Here is a 20,551-nt window from a genome sequence, read left to right as displayed (position 1 = left end):
CCCTCACCCCGAGGGACGGCCTCGACGACGAGCCGTCCCGCACCATGGAGCGCACTGTGCACGAGAATCCCCCCACGCTCCCCTGGTACCGCGAGGTGAGCGGTCCTCAGTGGAAATCCTTCTTCGCGGCCTGGGTCGGCTACGTCCTGGACGGCTTCGACTTCGTCCTCATCACACTCGTCCTCACCGAGATCAGCGACGACTTCGGCCTGAGCACGGTGCAGGCGGCCAGTCTGATCTCCGGCGCCTTCATCACCCGCTGGCTGGGCGGGGCGATCCTGGGAGCCGTCGGGGACCGGTACGGCCGCAAGACCTCGATGGTGCTGAGCATCCTGCTCTACTCGCTGGGCACCTTCGCCTGCGGGTTCGCCTGGAACTACCACAGCCTCTTCGCCGCCCGCCTGGCCATCGGGATGGGCATGGCCGGTGAGTACAGCGCCAGTGCCACGTACGTCCTGGAGACCTGGCCGGCCCGGGTCCGAAGCCGGGCAAGCGGTTTCCTGATCTCGGGGTTCTCCGTCGGATCCGTCCTCGCCGCCCAGGTCTACACCTGGGTGGTGCCCTCGCTCGGCTGGCGGTGGATGTTCTACCTGGGCCTGATACCCGTCGCGGTCGCCCTGTGGATGCGCAGGGCCCTGCCGGAGGCCGGGGAGTGGACCGCGGACGTCGCGGAACGGGGCGCCAGGCCCAGCCCCTTCCGGCCGCTGTTCCGGACCCCGCGGCTCGCCGCGGGCAACACCGTCCTGGTGGTGGCCGCCACCCTCTCGCTCTTCCTCGTGTTCACCCCGGGCGGCGAGGGTCTCGTACCGGTGCTGTCGGTGGTGGCGGGCCTCTCCCTCCTCGCGTTCGCCGTACAACTGGGCGGACGGCGGGGGTGGCTGCTGTACGTGTCGATGATCGTGACACTGTTCTTCGCGTTCCTGTACTCGTGGCCCATCCAGGCGCTGCTCCCCACCTATCTCAAGACCGAGCTGGGATACACGACCGGCCAGGTCACCGACGTCCTCTACTTCGCCGGCTTCGGCACGACGGCCGGCTGCTGGGCGGCCGGCTTCCTGGGCGACCGGATCGGGGCGAAGAAGGCGTACGCACTGACCCTGCTGGCCTCGCTGGCCTTCGTCTACCCGGTGTTCGCGGTCACGGACAACCTGCTGGTCCTGGGCTGTCTGCTGTTCCTGCTGCAGGCCACCGGTTTCGGGATCTCCGGGCTGCTGCCGCGGTACATCGGCGGCCACTTCCCGACGGCCGGCCGCGGGGCCGCGCTCGGCTTCACGTACAACGTGGGAGCGCTCGGCGGTGCCGTGGCCCCGGTGCTGGGGGCGCACCTGGCCTCCGGCATGGACCTGGGGCAGGCGCTCGCGGTTCTGACCTTCGCGGGGACGGTGATCGTGGTGCTGCTGGTCGGCCTCGACGTACCGGCGCGGCTGAACCGGCTGACGGATCCCGGCGCGCAGAAGGACCATCTGGCCGCGCCCGGCGGGGCGGCGGAGCCGGCCGGAGGTACCCGCACCCGTTGACCTCCCACGCGTCGGAAGGGTCCGGGCTACGGGTAGAAGTGCGTCAGCGACTCGGCGACGCAGGCCGGTTTGGGTGACCCCTCCCGTTCGAAGGTGAAGGCGCGCCTCATCTGTACGCCGCCCCGGGCGACTTCGCTCACCCCGGTGACGGTGGCGTGCAGGCGTACGCGGCTGCCGACGGGGACGGGTGCCGGGTACCTCACCCGGTCGACCCCGTAGTTGAGCGCGCGTCCCACGCCCCTGACCTGGAGCAGCTCGCCGAACATCGGGATGCCCCAGCTCAGCACCATGTAGCCGTGGGCGATCGTGCGCCCGTAGGGGCCGGCGGCGGCGCGTTCCACGTCGGTGTGGATCCACTGGTGGTCCCCCGAGACGTCCGCGTAGGCGTCGATCAGTTCCTGGGTGACCTCCTTCCACTCCGAGCGCCCGAGATCGCGCCCGCCGAGGGCGAGGATCTCCGGGATGCCGTGCACGGTCAGGGGCATGGGCGCTACTTCGTTCTGCGCGTGGGGGACCGTCACGCGGTGACGGTGGCCGTGCGAGGTGCGGCGACGGGGCCGGCGGCGAGCTCGTCGTGGTTGGGGCGCTTGAGCAGGAGGAGCATGCAGCCCAGCGTGAGGGCGACCTGGAAGACGGCGTACGCGATGACCGCGGCGATGGAGCCGGTCCGGTTGAGCAGGAACTGGCCGACGATCGGGGTCGTACCACCGAGCAGGGTGCCGCAGAGCTGGTAGCAGAGGGAGATCCCGGTGTAGCGCAGGTGGGCCGGGAAGCGACTGGCGAGCATGCCGGCGAGGGCCGCGTAGTAGAGGCAGTGCGGGATGGTGGCGACGGCGACACCGGCCATCGCGAGGCCGTAGTTCTCGGTGCTGATGAGGACGAACATCAGCGGCATCAGGATCAGTTCGGGCAGCAGCATCAGGGTCACCGCGCGGGACCAGCTCTTCATCCTGGTGGCGATGACGGCGCCGAAGGGCTGGACGAGGATCTGCGTCACGTTGGCGACGAGGATGATCGTGAGGAAGGAACTGCGGTCGAAGCCGAGCGACGTGGTGGCCCAGGACAGGGCGAACGTCGACTTGAAGTACGTCGCCGACAGGCCGATGGTGCAGGCGCCGATGCCGAGGACGATGAGCATGGGGTGGCTGCGCAGGACCTCGGTCAGCGGGAGCTTGACGACTTCCTTCTTCTCGATGAGCTCGGCCATGGCCGGGGACTCGGCGACCTTGAGCCGGACCAGGAGTCCGACCATGACGAGGGCGGCGGAGGCGAGGAAGGGCACCCGCCAGCCCCAGGAGACGAAGGCGTCGTCGGGCAGCTGGCTGATGGCGAGGAAGCTCACCGTGGAGAGCGTGTTGCCGACAGGTGAGCCCTGCTGCGCGAACGCCCCGTACAGCACCGACTTGCCCTTGGGGGCGTGTTCGGAGGCGATCAGGACGGACCCTCCCCATTCGCCGCCGAGGCCGATGCCCTGGATCATGCGGATGCAGACCAGCAGGATGGGGGCGGCGATCCCGATCGAGGCGTAGCCGGGGAGCAGGCCGATCGCGGTGGTGGAGATGCCCATCATCAGCAAGGTGATGACGAGGGTCTTCTTGCGGCCGAGGCGGTCGCCGTAGTGGCCGAAGACGATGCCGCCGATGGGGCGGGCGAGGAAGCCGACCCAGAAGGTGGCGAAGGCGACGAGGGTGCCCAGGGGGCCTTCCAGTTCGGGGAAGAACACCTTGTCGAAGACGAGCGCTGCCGCGGTTCCGTAGATGTAGAAGTCGAACCACTCGATGGTGGAGCCGATGAAGGCTCCGAATCCTGCTCGGTTGGCGGCTTTCGTGTCCGCGCGTGCGGTTGCGGTGGACGCACTCATGGGTGGCTCCGTGAACGTCGTTGAGCAAGCGGATGGGGGCATGACTGTGCTGGGCGTCGCCCGTGACGCCCGGGTGCCGCGCGGGGGTGGTGCGGGGACGGCGGCGGTGTGGCGGTGGTGAGGGGACGGGGGTGCGTTTCAGGACGGTGCGGCGGGTGAGGGGTGGGTGCCGGGGGGGGGCGGTGCGGTGCGGATCCTCAGACGGCGATGCGTTCGAAGACCGCGGCGAGGCCCTGGCCGCCACCGATGCACATGGTCTCCAGGCCGTAACGCGCCTCGGTCCGGTGCATCTCGCGGGCCAGTGTGGCGAGGATCCGGGCTCCGGTGGCGCCGACCGGATGGCCGAGCGAGACTCCGGAGCCGTTCACGTTGATGCGCTCCTCGTGATCCTGCTCGCCGAGGCCCAGCTCGCGGGTGCAGGCGAGGACCTGGGCGGCGAAGGCCTCGTTGATCTCGATCAGGTCGAGGTCGGCGAGGGTGAGTCCGGCGCGGCCGAGGGCGGCGTGGGTTGCCGGTACGGGGCCGATGCCCATGGTCGCGGCGGGGACGCCGGCCCGGGCGAAGGAGACGAGGCGGACGAGCGGGGTGAGCCCGAGCCGTTCGGCGGTGGCCGCGCTGGTGACCAGGCAGGCGGCGGCCGCGTCGTTCTGGCCGCTGGCGTTGCCTGCGGTGACGGTGGCCTCCGGGTCGGTTCCGGCCATGAGGGGCCGCAGGGCGGCGAGCTGCTCCGCGGTGGTGTCCGGGCGGGGGTGCTCGTCCGCGGTCACGACGGTCTCGTTCCGGCCGGCGCGCACGGTGACGGGGACCGTCTCGGCGTCGTAGCGCCCCTCCCGCGCGGCGCGGGCGGCGCGGGCCTGCGAGCGCAGTGCCAGGGCGTCCTGGTCGGCGCGGCTGATGGAGTAGGCGCGCCGCAGGTTCTCGGCGGTCTCGATCATGCCGCCGGGCACCGGGTGGTTGACGCCGCCCGCGGTGACCCGGCCTCGGGCCAGCGCGTCGTGGAGCTGGAGTCCGGGGCCCTTGATGCCCCAGCGCCCGTCGTGCGTGTAGTAGGGAGCGGCACTCATGACGTCGACGCCGCCGGCGATCACGACCTCGCTGAAACCGGCCCGGATCTGCATGGCGGCGTCCAGGACGGCCTGCAGCCCCGAACCGCAGCGCCGGTCGGTCTGGAGACCGGTGACGGACTCGGGCAGCCCGGCGTCCAGGGCCGCGACACGGCCGACGGCCGGGGCGTCGGAGGTCGGGTAGGCGTGTCCGAGGATCACCTCGTCGACCCGGTCGGGGGCGATGCCCGTACGGGCGACGACCTCGGCGATGACGCGTGCGGCGAGCGCGGCCGGAGTCTGCCGGGCGAAGGCCCCACCGAAGCGTCCGATGGGAGTGCGCAGCGGTTCGCAGATGACGACATCAGGCTGGTCGGGCACGGCGGGCACCTTTCGGCGGGTTCGGTCGGTGGGGTGACCCTCGCACCCGACCACTGAGTCGGTCCAATATCGAGTTCCCCTCCCTTCGAGACGCAAGGCGTCTCAATCGGCCGCCCGTGGGCTTCCCTTCGGGGTCGGGAGGGCTTCCTCGCAGACCGCGAGCACCGCGCGCAGCGCCGCGGACGGGTTGTCGGTGCGCCAGGCAAGTGCCGCCTGGCGCCGGATGGGAGGGCCGGCGAGGGGCCGGTAGACCAGTCCGTTCTGCTGGATGTGACGGCAGGAGGAGACCGTGAGCGTGACGCCGACACCGGCGGCGACGAGCGCCAGGATCGTGTACGAGTCGGGGGCCTCCTGCACCACGCGCGGATGGAAACCGGTGGCCTCGCAGGCCTCGACCATGGCGTCGCGCACGGTGGACCCGGTGTTGGCGGGGAAGGAGACGAAGGGCTCGTCGGCGAGGACACCGATCGGGACGGTCTCGAGCTGGGCGAGGCGGTGGTCGGAGGGCAGCGCGCACAGCAGCTCCTCCTCGTCGATCACCCGGTAGGCCACCCCGGGCTGGGTCACCGGGAGCCGTACGAAGCCGAGGTCGAGCGAGCCGTCGGCGACCCTGGACAGCGCGACGTTGGCGTACGTCTGGCCCTTCATGACCAGCTCCAGGGCAGGGTGGGCCGCCCGTACGGCCCTGGTCAGCCGGGGCAGCGTCTCGTGGCTGGAGGCGCCGGCGAAGCCGATCGTCACCCGCCCGTACTCCCCCCGCCCGGCCGCCTTCGCGGCCCGCACCGCGGTGTCGAGGTCGTCCAGGACGATCCGTACGGGTTCGAGGAAGGACTCCCCGGCGCTGGTGAGGCGGACGGAACGGGTGTTGCGCTCGAAGAGCTGGACGCCGAGCTCCTTCTCCAGTTGCCGGATCTGCTGGCTCAGCGGCGGCTGGGCCATCTGCAGCCGCTTGGCGGCGCGGCCGAAGTGGAGTTCCTCGGCCACGGCGGTGAACGCGGTCAGATGACGCAGCTCCATACGGGCACCCATTCATTCGTCAGCGGTCTCGATGTGACCTTAATTCGGTATTGGACAGCAATCAATGGCCGCTGACACGGTAGGGCGACCAGCACACACACCGCCGAGGAGCACCGTGGAACGGACGGACACGGCCGACGGGGCCGGCAAGGTCATGTCGATGAGGGAGGCGGTCGCCACCTTCGTGCACGACGGCGCCACCGTGAGCCTGGAGGGCTTCACCCACCTCATCCCCACCGCCGCCGGGCACGAGATCATCCGTCAGGGCCGCCGGGACCTCACGGTCGTCCGGATGACGGCGGACATCGTGGTGGACCAGATGATCGCCGCGGGCTGCGTCTCGCGGCTGGTCTCCTCGTTCGTGGGCAACTCCTCCGCCGGTTCGCTCGGCGAACTGCGGCGCCGGATCGAGCGGGCCGACCCGGTGCCGCTCGCGTTCGAGGAGTACAGCCACTACGGGATGATCTGCCGCTACCTCGCCGGTTCGCAGCGCCTGCCGTTCTACCCGCTGCGCAGCTACGGGGGCAGCGACCTGCCCGCCGTCAACAGCGATCTGCGCAAGGTCACTTCGCCCTACCCGGGGCCGGACGGCGAACCCGAGCAGATCTACGTCGTCCCACCCGTCAACCCCGACGTGACGATCATTCACGCCCAGCGGGCCGACCGCAGGGGCAACACCCAGATCTGGGGACTGACGGGCATTCAGGCGGAGGCCGTGTACGCGGCCGACAAGGCGATCGTCGTCGTCGAGGAGCTCGTCGGGGACGAGGTGGTCCGCTCGGACCCCAACCGCACGCTCGTCCCGGCCCACGCCGTGGACGCCGTCGTGGTCTGCCCGCGCGGCGCGCACCCGTCGTTCGCCCAGGGCTACTACGACCGCGACAACGCCTTCTACCGCGCCTGGTCCCACATCAGCAAGGATCCGGAGCGGCTGCGGGAGTGGCTGGCCCGGTGGGTGTACGGGACGGCCGACCACGCCGAGTACACCGCCAGACTGGGCGAGGAGTTCTGGGCGGGGCTGGCGGTCGGCGAGGCGCTCAGCGAACCGGTGAACTACGGACGGCGACTGTGACCGCCGCACACGAGAAGGAGCTGGTCATGACGACCCCCACGGCGGACCCGTCGGCCCCGGCCGCCGCCGCGCCGCTGACCGACGCACCCGGGGTGACGGGCCCCGTCACGTCCTCGGAGCTGCTCTCCGTGGTCGCCTCGCGCGAACTGGCCTCTCGCCGAACGGTGTTCGCGGGCATCGGGCTGCCCACGCTCGCCACCGAACTGGCCCATCTGACGGTCGCCCCCCGGATCGAGGTGGTGTACGAGTCCGGGGTCTGCGGCGCGCACCCCTCGCACCTGCCGGAGACCATCGCCGACGCCGTCCTCATCTCGGGCGCCGAGGCGGTGCTGTCGATGCCCGCCCTGTTCGGCTGTGTCCTCCAGGGCGGCCACATCGACGTCGGTTTCCTGGGCGCCGCCCAGATCGACCGGTGGGGCAACCTCAACACCTCGGTCATCGGGGAGTGGGAGAGCCCGTCGGTGCGGCTGCCCGGGTCGGGCGGTGGCGTCGAGGTGATGGCCAACTCCCGTGAGGTCTTCGTGGTGATGCGCCGGCACGATCCGCGCTCGTTCACCGGGACCCTGGACTTCTGCACCACCCCCGGCCCGGACCGAGCGCTCGCCGAGGGCATCCGGCCGCTCGGCATCGGTGTCACCCGGGTCATCACCGAACTGGGCATCCTGGCCCGGGAGGGCGTCGGCGAGGAACTACGGCTCGTCGCCGTCCACCCGGGTGTCACGGTCGAGCAGGTCCGGGCGGCGACGGGCTGGGACCTGAAGGTGGCCGACGCCGTCGGGACCGTTCCGCCGCCGACCGCCGCGGAACTGCGCCTCCTGCGCGAGGACGTCGACCCCGACCGCGTCTATCTTCGCTGACACGTACCGCATCTCTGCGAGAGGACCGTAACCACCATGCGAATCAGGATCGTCGGCGCCGGAGCCATGGGCCGCGGCATCGCCCAGTGGGCGGCGAGCGCCGGACACACCGTCGAACTGTGCGACGTCCGCACGGAGGCGGTGGCCGAGGCCGTGGACTTCGTGCGGTCCATGCTGGAGCGCGCGGTGGCCAAGGGCCGGATGACCGCAGGGGACCGCGCCGCGGCGCTGGACCGGCTGGTCCCGCTGGACGACCCGTGGGCACCGGGCCCGGGCGTCGAACTCGTCGTCGAGGCCGTGCGGGAGGACCTGGACACCAAGGCCGAGGTGTTCGGGAAGCTGGAGCAGGTCCTGCCCGCCTCCACGGTCTTCGCGACCAACACCTCCTCCCTGTCGGTGACCCGGATCGCCGCCGGCCTGGGTGATCCGACGCGGCTGGCGGGGTTGCACTTCTTCAACCCCGTGCCGCTGATGCGGATCGTGGAGGTCGTGCCGGGCGCCGCCACCCGCCCGGAGATCCCGCCGGTCCTCACCGCGCTGGTCGAGAGCTGCGGCCACCACGCGGTCACGGTCGCCGACACCCCGGGCTTCCTGGTCAACCACGCCGGGCGCGGGCTGGTGACCGAGGCGCTTGCCCTGCTGGAGGAGTCGGTCGCGGGCCCGGCCGAGATCGACCGCATCGCGCGCGACGTCCTGGGTCTGCGGATGGGCCCGTTCGAGCTGATGGACCTCACGGGTCTCGACGTGACGGCGGCGGTGATCGATGCGATCTGGCAGGGCTTCCGCCACGAGGACCGGCTGCGCCCCTCCTACCTCACCCCGAACCGGGTGACGGCGGGCCTGCTCGGCCGCAAGACCGGGCGGGGATGGTTCGCGTACGGCTCCGAGGCGCCCGGCCCGGCCGCGGAGGCGCCGGTGACCGGCGACGCGGACAGGCCGGTGTTCGTGACGGGCGGTGGCGAGGGGCTGCGGGAGGCGCTGACCGCGACCGGGGCCAGCGTCGAGAGCGGAGGGCACCCCTCCCCCACCGCCCTCGTCCTGGTCCCCGTCTGGGGCACCACCGCGGCCGCCGCCGTGGCCGCCCAAGGGCTCCCCGCCGGGCGCACCTTCGGAGTGGACCCGCTGCCGGTAGTGGGCCGCCGCCGGGTCCTCGCGGTCACGCCTGCGGCCGACCCGGCCGCCGCGCGGGACGCCCGCGCCGTGCTGGCCCGGGCGGCGGACGGCGAGGAACCGTACGCCGTCTCCGTGGTGCGGGACACGGCGGGCTCCGTGGCGCAGCGGCTGCTGGCCTCGGTGGTGTCGGTCGCCGCCTCGATCGCGGAACGCTCGCTCGCCACCCCCGCGGACATCGACCTGGCCGTGACGACCGGCCTCGGCTATCCCGCCGGGCCCCTGGCCTGGGGCGACCGTATCGGCGCCGCCCGGATGCTGGAGCTGCAGCAGGCCCTGCACGTCACGACCGGCGACCCGCGCCACCGCCCGACCCGCTGGCTCACGGAACGGGCGCAGCTCGGCCTCGCACTGACGGACCCGGGTACCGCGCCCGAGGCCTGCGTCGACCGGTAGCAGCCGGGGGCCCGGCACGCGCCGGGGCTCGGGAGACGCCGGGTGACGCGGTGTCGGCCGCACCCGCACTCACCGGGGCTCGGCGCGTGCCGGGTCGCCCGCCGGACGCCGGGCGGGTCAGGGGCCTTGCTCCGGACGGATCGGGGCCCCTGACCGTTTCGTACAAGACCCGGACCCGGGCGCCCGTCTACGTTCTGTCCATGACTCCACGACTCGACGCCGTCTCCGTCACCACGGGGGACCTGGCCGCCTCGCTCGCCTTCTACCGCCGGCTCGGGCTCGACATCCCCGCCGGTGCCGAAACCGCACCCCATGTCGAAGTGGCCCTCCCCGGCGGGCAGCGCCTGCTGTGGGACACGGAGGACGTCGTCCGCTCCTTCGATGCGGACTGGACCGCGCCGAAGGGCGGTGAGCGGCTCGGGCTCGCGTTCCTCTGCGACAGCCCGGCGGAGGTGGACGCCGTCTTCGCGGACCTGACCGGGGCCGGCTACCGCGGCCACCTGCGGCCCTGGGACGCCGTGTGGGGCCAGCGCTACGCGGTCGTCCTGGATCCGGACGGCTGCGCGGTCTCGCTCTTCGCCCCCACGTCGTAGGGCGGGGTCAGGCCCGTTCCGCCAGGTAGCCACCGAGCGTCGTGCCGGCCAGGTCCCGCATCTCCCGGGCCAGGTGGGCCTGGTCGGTACAGCCCGCGGCGCAGGCTGCCTCGGCGTACGGCGTCCCCGCCCGTACGAGGGCCAGGGCGTGCTGCAGCCGCAGGATCCGGGCCAGGGTCTTCGGCCCGTAGCCGAACGCGGTGAGAGAGCGGCGGTGCAGCTGGCGGGCTCCGAGGCCCACGGCGTGTGCGGTGGCGGTGACGGAGCTGCCCTGCCGCAGCAGGGCGGCGACGCCCGTCATGAGCGGGTCGGGCGGCTGTGAGCCGGCGGCTCTGCGCAGGGCGATGTCCTCCAGGGCCGACGCCGGATCGGCGGCCTCCTCGATCCGTTCGGTGAGCCTGCGGACCTCCGGGCCCGGCCAGAGTGCGTCGAGGGCGACCCGCCGGTCACGCAGTTCGTGGGCCGGTACGCCGAGGAGCGCGGGCGCCGTGCCGGGGGCGAACCGGATTCCGGCGCAGGGTCCACCGCCCGTACCGGAGGGGGTGAACGCGTGGGTGTCGGGGCCTGCCACCAGCAGTCGGCCGCCTGCCGTGATCAGGTCCATGCAGCCGTCGGGGAGCACCTTCCGCGCCGGGCCGGGGGCCCCGCTCAACGTCCAGAGGGTGGCACCGGCCACGGCCGACACCCGCTCCTCGTAGTGCGCTCCTGCCACGCTACGCGGTCACCGGTCCCCGGTGTCCCCGCTGTCCGGGAGGCTGTCGGTGCCCTTGGTGTGGTCCCTGGGGCCCTTGGTGTCCCCGCTGTCCCTGGTGTCCTTCTCGCGGTTCGCGTGCAGCCGGGACTTCACGTCGTCCGGGGGCAGGAAGCGCGACCAGCGTTCCGGGAACTCGGACGGCATGTACACGTCGTCGTCCTCGTCGTCCGCCCAGGCTTCCCAGTTCGCCGCCTGGGCGCGGGCCACGAGTTCGGCGGCCTGCGCGGCCCTGGCCCGTTCGGTGGCCGCGCGGGCGGCGGCGGTGGCCAGGGACGGCCACACGCGGTCGATCGCGGCGTTCACCGCGGCGCCCACCAGCACGGCGAAGGCGGAGATGCCTATCCAGAGCAGAACGGCGATCGGCGCCGCCAGCGAGCCGTAGATGGTGGGCCCCTCCACCGTGCTCGTCAGGTAGATCCGGAGCAGGAAGCTGCCCACCACCCACATCGCCAGCGCCACCAGGGCACCGGGAACGTCCTCCATCCACGGCGAACGGACGGGGACGGACACGTGGTAGAGGGTCGTCAGGAACGCGATGGTCAGCACGATGACCAGGGGCCAGTACAGGACGGCGAGGACCTCGGTGCCCCAGGGGACGAAATCCACGACCCGGTCGGGGCCGACCACCAGCAGCGGCAGCACCACCGCTCCCAGCAGCAGCGCGACGACGTACAGCAGGAAGGCCAGCAGCCGGGTCTTGACGATGCCGCGGTGCCCGTCGAGCCCGTACATCACGGTGATGGTGTCGATGAAGACGTTCACCGCGCGGGAGCCCGACCACAGGGCGATGGCGAACCCGATCGAGATGACGTCGGGCCGGGCGCCGGTGGTGACGTCGTCCATGAGCGGTTTGGCGATGTCGTTCACGCCGCGCTCGGACAGCACGGTCTGCACCGCGTCCAGGATGTTCCGCTCGATGGAGGCGACGGTCGTGGTGGACGTCCACTCGTCGACATAGCCGAGCAGCCCGATCAGGCCGAGCAGCAGCGGAGGCAGGGACAGCAGGGTGAAGAACGCCGCCTCGGCGGCGAGTCCCAGGATGCGGTACTCGATACACGAATTGACCGTGTCCTTGAGCAATTGCCACGCCATCTGCCGCTTGGACACGTTGCGGTAGAGGACGCGAGCCCGGTGGAGGCGACCCGGTGGCCGCTCGGGTGTTTCATTTGCTGCCTGCACGTCCTTACCGTATCGGCATGGCAGCAACCACCCACACAGTGACCAACCAGGTTCCGCCGCTGGTCGGCTATGACGTCTTCGCCGGCGACCGGGTGCTGGCGGAGGCCGTCGAACGGCACACCGGGCCGGACCTCCTCGACGAGACGCGCGGCGAACTCGAGACGCTCGGACGGTCCGCCAGCTCCGCCCAGGCCCAGGCGTGGGGTGCGCAGGCGAACGAGCATCCGCCGAAGCTGCGTACCCACGACCGCTACGGGCACCGCCTCGACGAGGTCGAGTTCCACCCCTCCTGGCACCGGCTGCTCGGGCACGCCGTCTCGGCCGGCCTGACCGACGCCTGGGGCCGGCCGGCCGGGCACGTCCGGCGGGCGGCCGGTTTCCTGGTGTGGACGCAGGCGGAGGCGGGCCACGGCTGCCCGCTGTCCATGACGCACGCCGCCGTCCCCGCGCTGCGGACCGACCCGGCGCTGGCCGCCGAATGGGAGCCGCTGCTGACCTCCCACGTGTACGAGGAGGGACTCCGGCCCGCGTCCCAGAAGGCCGGGGTGCTCTTCGGGATGGGCATGACGGAGAAGCAGGGCGGCACTGACGTGCGGTCCAACACCACGCGGGCCGAACCGCTGGCCGGCGACGGGGAGTACCTGCTCACCGGGCACAAGTGGTTCTGTTCGGCGCCCATGTCCGACGGGTTCCTGGTGCTGGCGCAGGCTCCGGGCGGGCTGAGCTGCTTCCTCGTCCCCCGCGTCCTGCCGGACGGCGCCCGCAACGTGTTCGCGATCCAGCGCCTCAAGGACAAACTGGGCAACCGCTCGAACGCCTCCGCCGAGGTGGAGTTCGACGGCACCTGGGCCCGCCGGGTCGGCGAGGAGGGGCGCGGGGTGCGCACCATCATCGAGATGGTGGCCGCGACCCGGCTGGACTGCGTGGTGGGCTCGGCCGCGCTGATGCGGCAGGCGGTGGCCCAGGCGATCCACCACAGTGCTCACCGCAGCGCGTTCGGCGGGCTGCTGATCGAGAAGCCGCTGATGCGCAACGTCCTGGCCGATCTGGCCCTGGAGTCGGAGGCGGCGACCACGCTCGCGTTGCGGTTGGCCGCCGCGTACGACGCGGACACCGAGGAGGAGCGGGCCTTCCTGCGGATCGCCGTGCCGGCCGCCAAGTACTGGGTGACGAAGCGGTGCGGCGCGGTGGTGGGCGAGGCGCTGGAGTGCCTGGGCGGCAACGGTTACGTCGAGGAGTCCGGGATGCCCCGGCTGCTGCGCGAGGCGCCCCTCAACTCGATCTGGGAGGGCTCGGGCAACGTACAGGCGCTCGACGTCCTGCGGGCTCTGCGGCGCGAGCCGCAGGCGCTGGACGCCTACTTGCGGGAGGTCGGGAAGGCCCGCGGCGCGGACCACCGGTTCGACGCGGCGGTCAAGGACCTGCTGACGGAGCTCGCGGACCTGGAGGCCGTCGAGGCGCGGGCCCGGCGGCTCGTGGAGCGGATGGCCCTGGTGCTGCAGGGGTCGCTGCTGCTGCGCTGGGCGCCGCCGGAGGTCGCGGACGCGTTCTGCGCGTCGCGGCTGGGAGGGGACTGGGGCTCGGCCTTCGGGACGCTGCCGCACAGCCTGGACCTGGCCTCGGTCGTGGAGCGGGCGCGGGCGCAGGACCGGTAGGACCGGTAGGACCGGCCCGTACAAACGACGGAGGGTGGTGCTGCGCCGACACGGCACCACCCTCCACGCTTGTGCGGCACCGCCCGACGGGGTCGAGGCCCTGCCGCACGGTGTGACGTCACTCTCGTACGGCCGGGGGGCGCGCACCAGAGTTGCACAGGGTTGCAACCATTATGTGGAGTGCGCGGCGGCGGCGGTGCCGGCACGGCAGGATGGCCCCGGGCCGGTGCCTCTCTTCCGCGCCGGGCCCACGCTCGATGGGGGGACCGACATGGAAAGAGGCTCTGTCGCGGCGCCGGGGGCACTCGCCCCGTACTCGGCCGCGAACGCGCGCCGGCTCCACGGCGTCCGCGACGCCCGCCTGGCGGGCGAGCGCGCGGCGCAGGCACCGCGCGCGGAGATCGACGCGTCCTGGGACCGGGTGCTGCGCAGCGGTGTCCGTCCCGAACAGTCCCTGGAGAGCAGGCTGCTGGAGACCGACGAGATCGAGCACCGGCGCCGCGCGTCCGCACTCGGCGAGGTCATGCCGCTGCTGCGGGACGGACTGGCGACGATCGTCGACGCGGCCCGGCAGATCATGGTCGTCACCGACGACGAGGGCCGGGTGCTGTGGCGGCAGGGGCACCCCGGGGTGATGCGCCTGGCCAAGGACATCTGCCTGGAGGAGGGGGCGGCCTGGGAGGAGGCGGTGACCGGCACCAACGCCATCGGTACCGCCCTCGCCACCCGCGCCCCCGTCCAGGTCCATTCCGCGGAGCACTTCGTGCGCGCGCTGCACGACTGGACCTGCGCGGCGGCGCCGGTGCGCGATCCCCGCGACGGCCGGCTGATGGGCATCGTCGACGTCACGGGACCCGCGTCCACCTTCCACCCCGCGACGATGGCGCTGGTCGGCTCGGTGGCGGCGCTCGCCGAGAGCGAGCTGCGCAACCGGCATCTGATGGCCGTCGAGCGGCTGCGGTCGGTGGCCGCCCCGATCCTGTGCCGGCTGGGCGGGCGCGCCCTGGCGGTGGACACGCACGGCTGGCCGGCCGCCGTCAGCGGGATGCCGCCGCTCAGCCGGCTGCCGCTGCCCAAGTCCCTGCGGCCCGGCCGGGTCTGGCTGGCCTCGCTCGGCATGTGCGAGGTGGAGCCGCTGCCCGGCGGCTGGCTGGTGCGGGTCGCGGACGACCCCTCGGAGGCGCCGCCGCGCCGGGTCGTGCTGGACCTGAGGCGGGAGCGCGGGCTCGCCGTCCATGTGGCCGGCCCGGTGGGCACGTGGACGCGGCAGCTCTCGCCCCGCCATGCGGAACTGCTGTACGCGCTGGCCCTGCACCGGGAGGGGCGCACCGCCGCCGAACTGGCCCAGGACGTCTTCGGGGATCCGACCCGGACGGTGACGGTGCGGGCGGAGATCTCGCGGATGCGGCGCCATCTCGCGGAGGTGCTCGCGCACCGCCCGTACCGCTTCGGGGAGGGCGTCGAGGTGGAGGTGGTCCTCCCCGCCGTGCGGGCCGACCTTCTGCCGCGCTCGACGGCTCCGGTGGTGGTCGGGGCGCGCACCGCGGGCGGTCCGCCACGGCCGGACCCGGCCCGCGCCGGCCGGGGGTGAATCACGGCCCACCGGCCGGGGCCGGCCCGTGCCGACCGGGACACCCGCCGCGGAGGGGCCGGGGGATGGACCGCGGCCGCCGGAGTACGCGCCACGGGAAGACCGGACCGAGACGACGGCGACCGGGACACCCGCCACGGACGGGCCGGGGCATCGACCGCGCCGGCCGGGGTGAACCACGGGCCCGGCCGCTCCGGTCGGGGCAGGCCCGAACGCGAGCCGGGCCCGGACCCGGCCGACCCGGGGCGCACCGCAGGCGGAACGGCCCGGGGCCCGGTTTGGGCGCGGGACGGCGGCATGGTTCGCTGGCGGCCATGAGCAACCTCCCGCGTCCCACCGAACCTGCCCCCGAGGCCGCGTCCCCGCGGACGGAGACCTCCGAGGTGACGATCTGGTCCCTGGAGCAGACCGCGCCCACCGACCTGCGCCCCGCCGCCGCCCCCGACGGTGACGTGCGGATCGTGCGGTCGCGGACACCGCTGCCGGAGTTCAGCCGCTTCCTGTACACGGCGGTCGGCGGGGACGTCCGCTGGACCGACCGCCTGGGCCTGACCTACGCCGAGTGGCAGGAGATCCTTGAGCGGCCGGGCGCCGAGACGTGGGTGGCGTACGAGAACGGCACCCCGGCCGGGTACATCGAACTCGACGCCCAGGAGGGCGGGGTGGTCGAGATCGGCTACTTCGGGCTGATCCCCGCCTTCCGGGGGCGCCGGATCGGCGGCCACCTCCTCTCGTACGGAGTGGCGCGCGCCTGGGACCTGGCCGATCGCCATCCGGGCGTGACACCGACCGAGCGGGTGTGGGTGCACACCTGCTCCGACGACGGTCCGCACGCGATGGACAACTACCTGCGCCGCGGTTTCCGGCTCTTCGACACCAGGACCGAGCGGGAACCCCTCGTGGACAGCCCCGGCCCCTGGCCGGGCGCGTACCCCGGTCCGCACACCGATTGAGCCCGCTTTGTCGGCCGTCCGGACGTGACGGAGGCCACAGCGTCTCGCATTTCGGGACCATCGAGTCCACATGATGGATCGTGGTGGACTGCCCGGAGAGGCGCGTGCCACGCTTCCGTCATGTCCGGAACTGGAATTGCCTTGGTGAGTCGGCGGCACGTCGACCTCGGCCGCATGTCCAGCGCCATCTGTCCGGCCCGCTGAGAGTCGCCGGCACCGCCGCGCTCCCCTGCTGCACCACCTTCCCTGCGCACCGCCGCGCCTGACGCGAGTGTGCAGTTCAGAGCCGCCCTCCTGCAGTCCCGAAGGACGTATTTGTCATGGCCGCCACCCCGGAACAGCCTGCTACCGCCACGCCCCGACGCAAGGCCGGACGGCACCGTGGCGAAGGTCAGTGGGCCATGGGTCACTTCACCCCGCTCAACGGGAACGAGCAGTTCAAGAAGGACGACGACAGTCTCAACGTGCGGACACGTATCGAGACGATCTACTCCAAGCGCGGTTTCGACTCGATCGACCCCAACGACCTGCGCGGGCGCATGCGGTGGTGGGGCCTCTACACGCAGCGCCGGGCCGGCATCGACGGCGGCAAAACCGCGGTCTTGGAGCCGGAGGAGCTCGAGGACTCGTACTTCATGATGCGGGTGCGGATCGACGGCGGGAGGCTGACGACCACGCAGTTGCGGGTGATCGGCGAGATCTCGGAGCAGTACGCCCGGGGCACCGCCGACATCACCGACCGGCAGAACGTCCAGATGCACTGGATCCGCATCGAGGACGTCCCCGCGATCTGGGAGAAGCTGGAGGCGGTCGGCCTCTCCACCACCGAGGCCTGCGGCGACTGCCCGCGCACGATGATCGGGTCGCCGGTGGCGGGCATCGCCGCGGACGAGATCATCGACGGGACCCCGGCGCTCGAGGAGATCCACGCCCGCTACATCGGCAGCCCGGAGTTCTCCAACCTGCCGCGCAAGTTCAAGACCGCGATCTCCGGCTCCCCCGTGCAGGACGTGGTGCACGAGATCAACGACATCGCCTTCGTCGGCGTCGAGCACCCCGAGCACGGACCGGGCTTCGACCTGTGGGTCGGCGGCGGACTCTCCACCAACCCTCGCCTGGCCGAACGCCTCGGTGCCTGGGTGCCGTTGGACGAGGTCGCCGACGTCTGGGCCGGGGTCGTGGGCATCTTCCGGGACTACGGCTACCGCCGGCTGCGCAACCGCGCCCGGCTGAAGTTCCTCGTCGCCGACTGGGGCGTCGCCAGGTTCCGGCAGGTGCTGGAGGACGAGTACCTGAAGCGTCCGCTGCTCGACGGTCCGGCCCCCGCCGAACCCTCCTCGCGCTGGCGCGACCACATCGGGGTCCACCGGCAGCAGGACGGCCGCTTCTACGTGGGCTTCGCCCCGCGCGTCGGACGGGTGGACGGATCCACCCTCGCCAAGATCGCGGAGCTGGCCGAGTCGCACGGCTCGGGCCGGGTGAGGACCACCGTCGAGCAGAAGATGATCATCCTCGACGTCGAGCAGGACCAGGTGGAGTCGCTGTCCGCCGGCCTGGAGGCGCTGGACCTGCGGGTGAAGCCCTCCCCGTTCCGGCGCGGCACGATGGCCTGCACCGGCATCGAGTACTGCAAGCTCGCGATCGTCGAGACGAAGGCGCGCGGATCCGCTCTCATCGACGAACTGGAGCGCCGCCTCCCGGACTTCGAGGAGCCGCTGACGATCAACATCAACGGCTGCCCCAACGCATGCGCCCGCATCCAGACGGCGGACATCGGCCTGAAGGGCCAGCTGATGCTGGACGAGAACGGTGAGCAGGTCGAGGGCTACCAGGTGCACCTCGGCGGCGCCCTCGGCCTGGAGGCCGGCTTCGGCCGCAAGGTCCGCGGGCTGAAGGTCACCTCGGCCGAACTGCCCGACTACGTGGAGCGGGTGCTCGGCAGGTTCCAGGAGGAGCGCGAGGACGGCGAGCGCTTCGCGGCGTGGGCCGCCCGGGCCGGTGCGGAGTCGTTGTCATGAGCGGACGAGCCGCGCCCTTCCACTGCCCGTACTGCGGCGACGAGGACCTGCGCCCCCACGAGGCCGGGCACGGCGCCTGGGAATGCGCTTCCTGCAACCGCGCCTTCCAGCTGAAGTTCCTGGGCCTGCTGTCCCACGGGCTCCGGCGCGACCACGCCGAAGGGGACAGGACATGACGGACGCGCCGAACGCCGCCGGGCTCACCGACGAGGCCCTGGAGGAGCTCGCCGGGCAGGCCGGACGCGATCTGGAGAACGCCTCCGCCCTCGAGATCCTCACATGGGCCACCGACACCTTCGGCACGAAGTTCTGTGTCACCTCCTCCATGGAGGACGCGGTCGTCGCGCACCTCGCCTCCCGTGCCCTGCCCGGCGTCGACGTGATCTTCCTCGACACCGGCTACCACTTCCCGGAGACCATCGGGACGCGGGACGCCGTGGACGCCGTGATGGACGTCAACGTCATCACCCTGACTCCGCGCCGGTCGGTGGCCGAGCAGGACGCCGCGTACGGGCCGAAGCTGCACGACCGCGACCCCGACCTGTGCTGCGCCCTGCGCAAGGTGAAGCCGCTGGAGGAGGGCCTGACCGCGTACGCCGCCTGGGCGACCGGGCTGCGCCGCGACGAGTCCCCCACCCGGGCGAACACCCCCGTCGTCGGCTGGGACGCCGAGCGGCGCAAGGTCAAGGTCTCGCCGATCGCCCGCTGGAGCCAGGACGACGTGGACGCCTACGTCGCCGAGCACGGCGTACTGACCAACCCCCTGCTGATGGACGGTTACGCCTCCGTCGGCTGCGCTCCCTGCACCCGCCGGGTGCTGGAGGGCGAGGACGCCCGGGCCGGCCGCTGGGCCGGACGCGGCAAGACCGAATGCGGGCTGCACGGCTGATGACGACTGATCAGGAGATAGCGATGAGCGTGACGGAGACGGGGGCCACCGTCTGGCTCACCGGTCTGCCGAGCGCCGGCAAGACCACCCTCGCCTACGAACTCGCGGGCCGGCTGCGCGCCGACGGGCACCGGGTCGAGGTCCTGGACGGCGACGAGATCCGGGAGTTCCTCTCCGCGGGTCTCGGCTTCTCCCGCGAGGACCGGCACACCAATGTCCAGCGGATCGGTTTCGTCGCCGAACTGCTGGCGGCCAACGGGGTCAAGGCGCTCGTCCCCGTCATCGCCCCGTACGCCGACAGCCGTGACGCGGTGCGCGAACGCCACCGGGCCGAGGACACCGCGTATCTGGAGGTGCACGTCGCGACGCCGGTCGAGGTGTGCTCCGCGCGCGACGTGAAGGGGCTGTACGCCAAGCAGGCGGCGGGCGAGCTCAGCGGTCTCACCGGGGTCGACGACCCCTACGAGGCCCCCGAGTCACCGGATCTGCGGATCGAGTCGCACCGGCAGACCGTGCAGGAGTCCGCGGCGGCGCTTCACGCGCTGCTCACCGAGAGGGGCCTGGCGTGACGACCGTCGCCACCGTGCCGGAAGGCACCGACCACCCGTACGCACTCAGCCACCTGGACTCCCTGGAGTCCGAGGCGGTGCACATCTTCCGTGAGGTGGCGGGTGAGTTCGAGCGGCCCGTGATCCTGTTCTCCGGCGGCAAGGACTCGATCCTGATGCTGCACCTCGCGCTGAAGGCGTTCGCCCCGGCGCCCGTCCCCTTCACGCTGCTGCACGTGGACACCGGGCACAACTTCCCCGAGGTCCTCGCCTACCGGGACCGCACCGTCGAGAAGCACGGACTGCGTCTGCACGTGGCCTCCGTCCAGGACTACATCGACGCCGGCACCCTACGCGAACGTCCCGACGGCACCCGCAACCCGCTGCAGACCGTCCCTCTCACCGAGGCCATCCAGCAGCACCGCTTCGACGCCGTGTTCGGTGGCGGACGCCGCGACGAGGAGAAGGCACGCGCCAAGGAGCGCGTCTTCTCCCTGCGCGACGAGTTCTCCCAGTGGGACCCCCGCCGCCAGCGTCCCGAGCTGTGGCAGCTCTACAACGGCCGCCACGCGCCCGGCGAGCACGTGCGCGTCTTCCCGATCTCCAACTGGACCGAGCTCGACGTCTGGCAGTACATCGAGCGCGAGGGCATCGAACTCCCGGAGATCTACTTCGCCCACGAGCGCGAGGTCTTCAACCGCTCCGGCATGTGGCTCACCGCCGGTGAGTGGGGCGGCCCCAAGGAGCACGAGACGGTCGAGACCCGCCTGGTGCGCTACCGGACCGTCGGCGACATGTCCTGCACCGGCGCCGTCGACTCCGACGCCACCACCCTGGCCGCCGTGATCACCGAGATCGCCGCCTCCCGGCTCACCGAGCGGGGCGCGACCCGCGCCGACGACAAGATGTCCGAGGCCGCGATGGAGGACCGCAAGCGCGAGGGGTACTTCTGAGGGCCGCCCACGAGGACCGGTCCGGGCGTGCCACCGCCCGCGGCACCCCGCCCCGGCCCGCCCCGCCGGCCGGCCCCCGGCCCCCTCGCCCGCCCCGGGCGGCT

General features: G+C 72.3%; 19 protein-coding genes and 1 pseudogene. 14 read left to right on the top strand and 6 right to left on the bottom strand.

Annotated features, from left to right (window positions below; translation table 11 throughout):
• Positions 1-44: 44 nt before the first annotated feature.
• Positions 45-1,517: a sialate:H+ symport family MFS transporter gene (locus tag BA175_RS02190; RefSeq protein WP_069169474.1), complete on the top strand. Its 1,473-nt coding sequence runs from the start codon at positions 45-47 to the stop codon at positions 1,515-1,517.
• 26 nt (positions 1,518-1,543) lie between these two features.
• Here the strand turns inward: BA175_RS02190 and BA175_RS02185 are convergent, their stop codons facing one another.
• From BA175_RS02185 to BA175_RS02170, 4 genes are all read right to left on the bottom strand, one after another.
• The gene (locus tag BA175_RS02185; RefSeq protein ID WP_069169473.1) at positions 1,544-2,002 is read right to left on the bottom strand and encodes a MaoC family dehydratase; all 459 of its coding nucleotides are present in this window, start codon (positions 2,000-2,002) and stop codon (positions 1,544-1,546) included.
• 32 nt (positions 2,003-2,034) lie between these two features.
• Complete coding sequence (locus tag BA175_RS02180) at positions 2,035-3,378, bottom strand: MFS transporter (protein WP_069169472.1); 1,344 nt, start codon at positions 3,376-3,378, stop codon at positions 2,035-2,037.
• A 197-nt stretch (positions 3,379-3,575) separates the two neighbouring features.
• Positions 3,576-4,802, bottom strand: a complete 1,227-nt coding sequence (locus BA175_RS02175; protein WP_069169471.1) for an acetyl-CoA C-acetyltransferase — start codon at positions 4,800-4,802, stop codon at positions 3,576-3,578.
• Between the two features lie 102 nt (positions 4,803-4,904).
• Positions 4,905-5,819 (bottom strand): LysR family transcriptional regulator, encoded by a 915-nt coding sequence (locus BA175_RS02170; RefSeq protein ID WP_069169470.1) that lies wholly within the window; start codon positions 5,817-5,819, stop codon positions 4,905-4,907.
• Positions 5,820-5,973: 154 nt separating this feature from the next.
• On the opposite strand from BA175_RS02170, the gene BA175_RS02165 reads away from it, so the two are divergent.
• From BA175_RS02165 to BA175_RS02150, 4 genes are all read left to right on the top strand, one after another.
• Positions 5,974-6,891: a CoA transferase subunit A gene (locus tag BA175_RS02165; protein ID WP_175420756.1), complete on the top strand. Its 918-nt coding sequence runs from the start codon at positions 5,974-5,976 to the stop codon at positions 6,889-6,891.
• 26 nt (positions 6,892-6,917) lie between these two features.
• Positions 6,918-7,748, top strand: a complete 831-nt coding sequence (locus tag BA175_RS02160) for a CoA-transferase subunit beta (protein ID WP_254667796.1) — start codon at positions 6,918-6,920, stop codon at positions 7,746-7,748.
• A 36-nt stretch (positions 7,749-7,784) separates the two neighbouring features.
• Positions 7,785-9,314 (top strand): 3-hydroxyacyl-CoA dehydrogenase, encoded by a 1,530-nt coding sequence (locus BA175_RS02155; RefSeq protein ID WP_069169468.1) that lies wholly within the window; start codon positions 7,785-7,787, stop codon positions 9,312-9,314.
• Between the two features lie 200 nt (positions 9,315-9,514).
• Positions 9,515-9,907 (top strand): VOC family protein, encoded by a 393-nt coding sequence (locus BA175_RS02150; protein WP_107407500.1) that lies wholly within the window; start codon positions 9,515-9,517, stop codon positions 9,905-9,907.
• On the opposite strand, the pseudogene BA175_RS02145 reads toward BA175_RS02150, so the two are convergent.
• Together BA175_RS02145 and BA175_RS02140 are read right to left on the bottom strand one after the other, a co-directional pair.
• Positions 9,847-10,511, bottom strand: a pseudogene (locus BA175_RS02145) (helix-turn-helix domain-containing protein). The gene BA175_RS02150 and the pseudogene BA175_RS02145 sit on opposite strands and share 61 nt — an antisense overlap.
• A gap of 117 nt (positions 10,512-10,628) precedes the next feature.
• A complete protein-coding gene (locus BA175_RS02140; RefSeq protein ID WP_079159339.1) occupies positions 10,629-11,840 on the bottom strand; it encodes a YihY/virulence factor BrkB family protein in 1,212 nt (403 codons plus the stop codon).
• Positions 11,841-11,857: 17 nt separating this feature from the next.
• Between BA175_RS02140 and BA175_RS02135 the strand changes: the two genes are divergently transcribed.
• The 9 genes from BA175_RS02135 to cysD all read left to right on the top strand — a co-directional run bounded on the left by BA175_RS02135 (position 11,858) and on the right by cysD (position 20,447).
• The gene (locus tag BA175_RS02135; protein ID WP_069169465.1) at positions 11,858-13,495 is read left to right on the top strand and encodes an acyl-CoA dehydrogenase family protein; all 1,638 of its coding nucleotides are present in this window, start codon (positions 11,858-11,860) and stop codon (positions 13,493-13,495) included.
• 271 nt (positions 13,496-13,766) lie between these two features.
• Positions 13,767-15,086 (top strand): GAF domain-containing protein, encoded by a 1,320-nt coding sequence (locus BA175_RS02130; RefSeq protein WP_069170286.1) that lies wholly within the window; start codon positions 13,767-13,769, stop codon positions 15,084-15,086.
• Between the two features lie 314 nt (positions 15,087-15,400).
• The gene (locus BA175_RS02125; RefSeq protein WP_069169464.1) at positions 15,401-16,039 is read left to right on the top strand and encodes a GNAT family N-acetyltransferase; all 639 of its coding nucleotides are present in this window, start codon (positions 15,401-15,403) and stop codon (positions 16,037-16,039) included.
• A gap of 120 nt (positions 16,040-16,159) precedes the next feature.
• Positions 16,160-16,243, top strand: coding sequence for a putative leader peptide (locus tag BA175_RS32185; protein WP_310591794.1), 84 nt, complete (start codon positions 16,160-16,162; stop codon positions 16,241-16,243).
• Positions 16,244-16,359: 116 nt separating this feature from the next.
• Positions 16,360-18,057 (top strand): nitrite/sulfite reductase, encoded by a 1,698-nt coding sequence (locus BA175_RS02120; protein WP_069169463.1) that lies wholly within the window; start codon positions 16,360-16,362, stop codon positions 18,055-18,057.
• Positions 18,054-18,233 (top strand): hypothetical protein, encoded by a 180-nt coding sequence (locus BA175_RS02115; protein ID WP_069169462.1) that lies wholly within the window; start codon positions 18,054-18,056, stop codon positions 18,231-18,233. Before BA175_RS02120 ends, BA175_RS02115 begins: the two co-directional genes overlap by 4 nt.
• Positions 18,230-18,946 (top strand): phosphoadenylyl-sulfate reductase, encoded by a 717-nt coding sequence (locus tag BA175_RS02110; RefSeq protein ID WP_069169461.1) that lies wholly within the window; start codon positions 18,230-18,232, stop codon positions 18,944-18,946. Before BA175_RS02115 ends, BA175_RS02110 begins: the two co-directional genes overlap by 4 nt.
• A 23-nt stretch (positions 18,947-18,969) precedes the next feature.
• The gene (gene cysC / locus BA175_RS02105; RefSeq protein WP_069169460.1) at positions 18,970-19,515 is read left to right on the top strand and encodes an adenylyl-sulfate kinase; all 546 of its coding nucleotides are present in this window, start codon (positions 18,970-18,972) and stop codon (positions 19,513-19,515) included.
• On the top strand, positions 19,512-20,447 hold the full coding sequence (gene cysD / locus BA175_RS02100; RefSeq protein ID WP_069169459.1) for a sulfate adenylyltransferase subunit CysD: 936 nt from the start codon (positions 19,512-19,514) through the stop codon (positions 20,445-20,447). The genes cysC and cysD overlap by 4 nt, the downstream gene beginning before the upstream one ends.
• Positions 20,448-20,551: the final 104 nt, after the last annotated feature.

It is taken from the genome of Streptomyces griseus (assembly GCF_001715295.1).
GTDB lineage: Bacteria > Actinomycetota > Actinomycetes > Streptomycetales > Streptomycetaceae > Streptomyces > Streptomyces griseus_G.
The sequence above is the reverse complement of the archived record's forward strand: the minus strand, read 5'-3'. Positions and strand labels throughout refer to the sequence as shown.

Coding starts and splice junctions, on each gene's coding strand:
- BA175_RS02190 (WP_069169474.1), top strand. CDS start 45: ATGGAGCGCACTGTGCACGAGAATCCCCCCACGCTCCCCTGGTACCGC.
- BA175_RS02185 (WP_069169473.1), bottom strand. CDS start 2,002: ATGCCCCTGACCGTGCACGGCATCCCGGAGATCCTCGCCCTCGGCGGG.
- BA175_RS02180 (WP_069169472.1), bottom strand. CDS start 3,378: ATGAGTGCGTCCACCGCAACCGCACGCGCGGACACGAAAGCCGCCAAC.
- BA175_RS02170 (WP_069169470.1), bottom strand. CDS start 5,819: ATGGAGCTGCGTCATCTGACCGCGTTCACCGCCGTGGCCGAGGAACTC.
- BA175_RS02165 (WP_175420756.1), top strand. CDS start 5,974: ATGTCGATGAGGGAGGCGGTCGCCACCTTCGTGCACGACGGCGCCACC.
- BA175_RS02160 (WP_254667796.1), top strand. CDS start 6,918: ATGACGACCCCCACGGCGGACCCGTCGGCCCCGGCCGCCGCCGCGCCG.
- BA175_RS02155 (WP_069169468.1), top strand. CDS start 7,785: ATGCGAATCAGGATCGTCGGCGCCGGAGCCATGGGCCGCGGCATCGCC.
- BA175_RS02150 (WP_107407500.1), top strand. CDS start 9,515: ATGACTCCACGACTCGACGCCGTCTCCGTCACCACGGGGGACCTGGCC.
- BA175_RS02135 (WP_069169465.1), top strand. CDS start 11,858: ATGGCAGCAACCACCCACACAGTGACCAACCAGGTTCCGCCGCTGGTC.
- BA175_RS02130 (WP_069170286.1), top strand. CDS start 13,767: ATGGAAAGAGGCTCTGTCGCGGCGCCGGGGGCACTCGCCCCGTACTCG.
- BA175_RS02125 (WP_069169464.1), top strand. CDS start 15,401: ATGAGCAACCTCCCGCGTCCCACCGAACCTGCCCCCGAGGCCGCGTCC.
- BA175_RS32185 (WP_310591794.1), top strand. CDS start 16,160: ATGTCCGGAACTGGAATTGCCTTGGTGAGTCGGCGGCACGTCGACCTC.
- BA175_RS02120 (WP_069169463.1), top strand. CDS start 16,360: ATGGCCGCCACCCCGGAACAGCCTGCTACCGCCACGCCCCGACGCAAG.
- BA175_RS02115 (WP_069169462.1), top strand. CDS start 18,054: ATGAGCGGACGAGCCGCGCCCTTCCACTGCCCGTACTGCGGCGACGAG.
- BA175_RS02110 (WP_069169461.1), top strand. CDS start 18,230: ATGACGGACGCGCCGAACGCCGCCGGGCTCACCGACGAGGCCCTGGAG.
- cysC (WP_069169460.1), top strand. CDS start 18,970: ATGAGCGTGACGGAGACGGGGGCCACCGTCTGGCTCACCGGTCTGCCG.